Origin of the sequence: Microcoleus sp. T3_D1 (assembly GCF_036700405.1) — a bacterium.
Taxonomy (GTDB): Bacteria; Cyanobacteriota; Cyanobacteriia; order Cyanobacteriales; family Microcoleaceae; genus Microcoleus.
The window spans coordinates 1-5721 of sequence record NZ_JAUBOV010000159.1 but is presented as its reverse complement, the minus strand read 5'-3'; the positions used below and the strand labels follow the sequence as shown (position 1 = coordinate 5721).

The window sequence follows — 5721 nt, the reverse complement described above, 5'->3', positions numbered from 1 at the left end:
AAAAGGGTTGCACGGATGGCGAATTCGAGTAGAATGCGCCGGGCTGACAGGGTGGTGGTTGATCTCTGTTGGTGGCTTCGGTCAGGTTGATCGGAAGCGGTTGAAAGAGGTGGTTGACAGCGGTTTTGAACGCTGTATGATTCGCCTCCCGCTGACGAGAGATGAGAGTTGATCGAAAGCGCAAGCGGTTGAGAGGAAACGAAAAATTCTTCAAAAACAGCTTGACAGGTAACAAGGCTGCTGTAGAATGCGCGGCCTCGGTTGAGACGAAAGGCTTGATCGAAACGCTCTTTAACAACTGAATCAAGCAATTCGTGTGGGTGCTTGTGAATGTAAGACTGATGGTCAGATAGATTATCAGCATCACAAAGCAACACTCGTTTATTCGAGAGTTACTCTTTACTTGTAAAGAGATTTGCGATTGCTGAGCCAAGTTTAGGGTTTTCTCAAAACCCAAGCAGTATTGAACTGAAGAGTTTGATCATGGCTCAGATTGAACGCTGGCGGCAGGCCTAACACATGCAAGTCGAGCGGATGAAGAGAGCTTGCTCTCTGATTCAGCGGCGGACGGGTGAGTAATGCCTAGGAATCTGCCTGGTAGTGGGGGACAACGTTTCGAAAGGAACGCTAATACCGCATACGTCCTACGGGAGAAAGCAGGGGACCTTCGGGCCTTGCGCTATCAGATGAGCCTAGGTCGGATTAGCTAGTTGGTGAGGTAAAGGCTCACCAAGGCGACGATCCGTAACTGGTCTGAGAGGATGATCAGTCACACTGGAACTGAGACACGGTCCAGACTCCTACGGGAGGCAGCAGTGGGGAATATTGGACAATGGGCGAAAGCCTGATCCAGCCATGCCGCGTGTGTGAAGAAGGTCTTCGGATTGTAAAGCACTTTAAGTTGGGAGGAAGGGCAGTAAGCTAATACCTTGCTGTTTTGACGTTACCGACAGAATAAGCACCGGCTAACTTCGTGCCAGCAGCCGCGGTAATACGAAGGGTGCAAGCGTTAATCGGAATTACTGGGCGTAAAGCGCGCGTAGGTGGTTCGTTAAGTTGGATGTGAAAGCCCCGGGCTCAACCTGGGAACTGCATCCAAAACTGGCGAGCTAGAGTATGGCAGAGGGTGGTGGAATTTCCTGTGTAGCGGTGAAATGCGTAGATATAGGAAGGAACACCAGTGGCGAAGGCGACCACCTGGGCTAATACTGACACTGAGGTGCGAAAGCGTGGGGAGCAAACAGGATTAGATACCCTGGTAGTCCACGCCGTAAACGATGTCGACTAGCCGTTGGGATCCTTGAGATCTTAGTGGCGCAGCTAACGCATTAAGTCGACCGCCTGGGGAGTACGGCCGCAAGGTTAAAACTCAAATGAATTGACGGGGGCCCGCACAAGCGGTGGAGCATGTGGTTTAATTCGAAGCAACGCGAAGAACCTTACCAGGCCTTGACATGCAGAGAACTTTCCAGAGATGGATTGGTGCCTTCGGGAACTCTGACACAGGTGCTGCATGGCTGTCGTCAGCTCGTGTCGTGAGATGTTGGGTTAAGTCCCGTAACGAGCGCAACCCTTGTCCTTAGTTACCAGCACGTTAAGGTGGGCACTCTAAGGAGACTGCCGGTGACAAACCGGAGGAAGGTGGGGATGACGTCAAGTCATCATGGCCCTTACGGCCTGGGCTACACACGTGCTACAATGGTCGGTACAAAGGGTTGCCAAGCCGCGAGGTGGAGCTAATCCCATAAAACCGATCGTAGTCCGGATCGCAGTCTGCAACTCGACTGCGTGAAGTCGGAATCGCTAGTAATCGTGAATCAGAATGTCACGGTGAATACGTTCCCGGGCCTTGTACACACCGCCCGTCACACCATGGGAGTGGGTTGCTCCAGAAGTAGCTAGTCTAACCTTCGGGGGGACGGTTACCACGGAGTGATTCATGACTGGGGTGAAGTCGTAACAAGGTAGCCGTAGGGGAACCTGCGGCTGGATCACCTCCTTAATCGAAGACTTCAGCTTCTTCATAAGCTCCCACACGAATTGCTTGATTCACTAGCGAAAAGCGATTGGGTTTCGACCCGAGAGAGACGATTGGGTCTGTAGCTCAGTTGGTTAGAGCGCACCCCTGATAAGGGTGAGGTCGGCAGTTCGAATCTGCCCAGACCCACCAATTGTCATGGGATGTGGCCGATCTGTAGATGGGGCCATAGCTCAGCTGGGAGAGCGCCTGCTTTGCACGCAGGAGGTCAGGAGTTCGATCCTCCTTGGCTCCACCATTAACTCGACAATCGCTGAAAGCTCAGAAATGAGTGCTGCTTGCGCATCTGATGGTGTGTGAGGGTATTGATTTCTGGTCTTTGCGCCAGAACTGTTCTTTAAAAATTTGGGTATGTGATAGAAGTAGATTTGAGTGATCACTTTCACTGGTGGTTATTCAAGTCAAGGTAAAATTTGCGTGTTCTCTATGCAAATTTTCGGCGAATGTCGTCTTCACGTTATAGACAGTAACCAGATTGCTTGGGGTTATATGGTCAAGTGAAGAAGCGCATACGGTGGATGCCTTGGCAGTCAGAGGCGATGAAAGACGTGGTAGCCTGCGAAAAGCTTCGGGGAGTCGGCAAACAGACTTTGATCCGGAGATGTCTGAATGGGGGAACCCAGCCATCATAAGATGGTTATCACACACTGAATACATAGGTGTGTGAGGCGAACCAGGGGAACTGAAACATCTAAGTACCCTGAGGAAAAGAAATCAACCGAGATTCCCTTAGTAGTGGCGAGCGAACGGGGATTAGCCCTTAAGCTTCTTTGATTTTAGCGGAACGCTCTGGAAAGTGCGGCCATAGTGGGTGATAGCCCTGTACGCGAAAGGATCTTAGAAGTGAAATCGAGTAGGACGGAGCACGAGAAACTTTGTCTGAATATGGGGGGACCATCCTCCAAGGCTAAATACTACTGACTGACCGATAGTGAACCAGTACCGTGAGGGAAAGGCGAAAAGAACCCCGGAGAGGGGAGTGAAATAGAACCTGAAACCGTATGCGTACAAGCAGTGGGAGCCTACTTTGTTAGGTGACTGCGTACCTTTTGTATAATGGGTCAGCGACTTATTTTCAGTGGCGAGCTTAACCGAATAGGGGAGGCGTAGCGAAAGCGAGTCTTAATAGGGCGTCTAGTCGCTGGGAATAGACCCGAAACCGGGCGATCTATCCATGGGCAGGTTGAAGGTTAGGTAACACTGACTGGAGGACCGAACCGACTACCGTTGAAAAGTTAGCGGATGACCTGTGGATCGGAGTGAAAGGCTAATCAAGCTCGGAGATAGCTGGTTCTCCTCGAAAGCTATTTAGGTAGCGCCTCGTGTATCACTGCTGGGGGTAGAGCACTGTTTCGGCTAGGGGGTCATCCCGACTTACCAAACCGATGCAAACTCCGAATACCAGCAAGTGTCAGCACGGGAGACACACGGCGGGTGCTAACGTCCGTCGTGAAAAGGGAAACAACCCAGACCGTCAGCTAAGGTCCCAAAATCCTGGTTAAGTGGGAAACGATGTGGGAAGGCTTAGACAGCTAGGAGGTTGGCTTAGAAGCAGCCACCCTTTAAAGAAAGCGTAATAGCTCACTAGTCGAGTCGGCCTGCGCGGAAGATGTAACGGGGCTCAAACCAGGTACCGAAGCTACGGGTTCAACGCAAGTTGAGCGGTAGAGGAGCGTTCTGTAAGCCTGTGAAGGTCAGTTGAGAAGCTGGCTGGAGGTATCAGAAGTGCGAATGCTGACATGAGTAACGACAATGCGAGTGAAAAACTCGCACGCCGAAAGACCAAGGGTTCCTGCGCAACGTTAATCGACGCAGGGTGAGTCGGTCCCTAAGGCGAGGCTGAAGAGCGTAGTCGATGGGAAACGGGTTAATATTCCCGTACTTCTAGTTACTGCGATGGGGGGACGGAGAAGGCTAGGCCAGCAAGGCGTTGGTTGTCCTTGTTTAAGGTGGTAGGCAGAGATCTTAGGTAAATCCGGGATCTTAATGCCGAGAGCTGATGACGAGCTTTCTTTTAGAAAGCGAAGTGGTTGATGCCATGCTTCCAGGAAAAGCCTCTAAGCTTCAGGTAACTAGGAACCGTACCCCAAACCGACACAGGTGGTTGGGTAGAGAATACCAAGGCGCTTGAGAGAACTCGGGTGAAGGAACTAGGCAAAATGGCACCGTAACTTCGGGAGAAGGTGCGCCGGTGAGGGTGAAGTATTTACTACGTAAGCCCATGCCGGTCGAAGATACCAGGCCGCTGCGACTGTTTATTAAAAACACAGCACTCTGCAAACACGAAAGTGGACGTATAGGGTGTGACGCCTGCCCGGTGCCGGAAGGTTAATTGATGGGGTTAGCGCAAGCGAAGCTCTTGATCGAAGCCCCGGTAAACGGCGGCCGTAACTATAACGGTCCTAAGGTAGCGAAATTCCTTGTCGGGTAAGTTCCGACCTGCACGAATGGCGTAACGATGGCGGCGCTGTCTCCACCCGAGACTCAGTGAAATTGAAATCGCTGTGAAGATGCAGTGTATCCGCGGCTAGACGGAAAGACCCCGTGAACCTTTACTATAGCTTTGCACTGGACTTTGAATTTGCTTGTGTAGGATAGGTGGGAGGCTTTGAAGCGTGGACGCCAGTTCGCGTGGAGCCATCCTTGAAATACCACCCTGGCAACTTTGAGGTTCTAACTCTGGTCCGTTATCCGGATCGAGGACAGTGTATGGTGGGTAGTTTGACTGGGGCGGTCTCCTCCTAAAGAGTAACGGAGGAGTACGAAGGTGCGCTCAGACCGGTCGGAAATCGGTCGTAGAGTATAAAGGCAAAAGCGCGCTTGACTGCGAGACAGACACGTCGAGCAGGTACGAAAGTAGGTCTTAGTGATCCGGTGGTTCTGTATGGAAGGGCCATCGCTCAACGGATAAAAGGTACTCCGGGGATAACAGGCTGATACCGCCCAAGAGTTCATATCGACGGCGGTGTTTGGCACCTCGATGTCGGCTCATCACATCCTGGGGCTGAAGCCGGTCCCAAGGGTATGGCTGTTCGCCATTTAAAGTGGTACGCGAGCTGGGTTTAGAACGTCGTGAGACAGTTCGGTCCCTATCTGCCGTGGACGTTTGAGATTTGAGAGGGGCTGCTCCTAGTACGAGAGGACCGGAGTGGACGAACCTCTGGTGTTCCGGTTGTCACGCCAGTGGCATTGCCGGGTAGCTACGTTCGGAAGAGATAACCGCTGAAAGCATCTAAGCGGGAAACTTGCCTCAAGATGAGATCTCACTGGAGCCTTGAGCTCCCTGAAGGGCCGTCGAAGACTACGACGTTGATAGGTTGGGTGTGTAAGCGCTGTGAGGCGTTGAGCTAACCAATACTAATTGCCCGTGAGGCTTGACCATATAACACCCAAACAATTTGGCTGTTAGACGGTAAGTCGACAGTAAAACCGAAAATCTGCACGAACACGCAATACCTTGATCACATACCCAATTGGCTGCAGCGGCTAAACCCCGAGGCAGCAACTGAATTGCTTGACGACCATAGAGCGTTGGAACCACCTGATCCCATCCCGAACTCAGTAGTGAAACGACGCATCGCCGATGGTAGTGTGGGGTTTCCCCATGTGAGAGTAGGTCATCGTCAAGCTCCTTTCCCAAACCCCCGACCCGCGCAAGCAGGTCGGGGGTTTGCTTTTGCGCT

2 tRNA genes and 3 rRNA genes are annotated in these 5721 nt (G+C 51.9%); all 5 read left to right on the top strand.

The window, feature by feature from the left end:
- Positions 1 to 465: 465 nt before the first annotated feature.
- The 5 genes from QT992_RS32865 (at position 466) to rrf (ending at position 5667) form a co-directional block, all read left to right on the top strand.
- Positions 466 to 2002 (top strand): 16S ribosomal RNA (locus tag QT992_RS32865).
- A 91-nt stretch (positions 2003 to 2093) separates the two neighbouring features.
- Positions 2094 to 2170 (top strand) — tRNA-Ile (locus tag QT992_RS32860).
- 30 nt (positions 2171 to 2200) lie between these two features.
- A tRNA-Ala gene (locus QT992_RS32855) sits at positions 2201 to 2276 on the top strand.
- A gap of 253 nt (positions 2277 to 2529) precedes the next feature.
- A 23S ribosomal RNA gene (locus tag QT992_RS32850) occupies positions 2530 to 5420 on the top strand.
- A gap of 131 nt (positions 5421 to 5551) precedes the next feature.
- Positions 5552 to 5667: ribosomal RNA gene (gene rrf / locus QT992_RS32845) — 5S ribosomal RNA — on the top strand.
- Together the 16S, 23S and 5S rRNA genes with 2 tRNA genes alongside form the textbook arrangement of a ribosomal RNA operon.
- Positions 5668 to 5721: the final 54 nt, after the last annotated feature.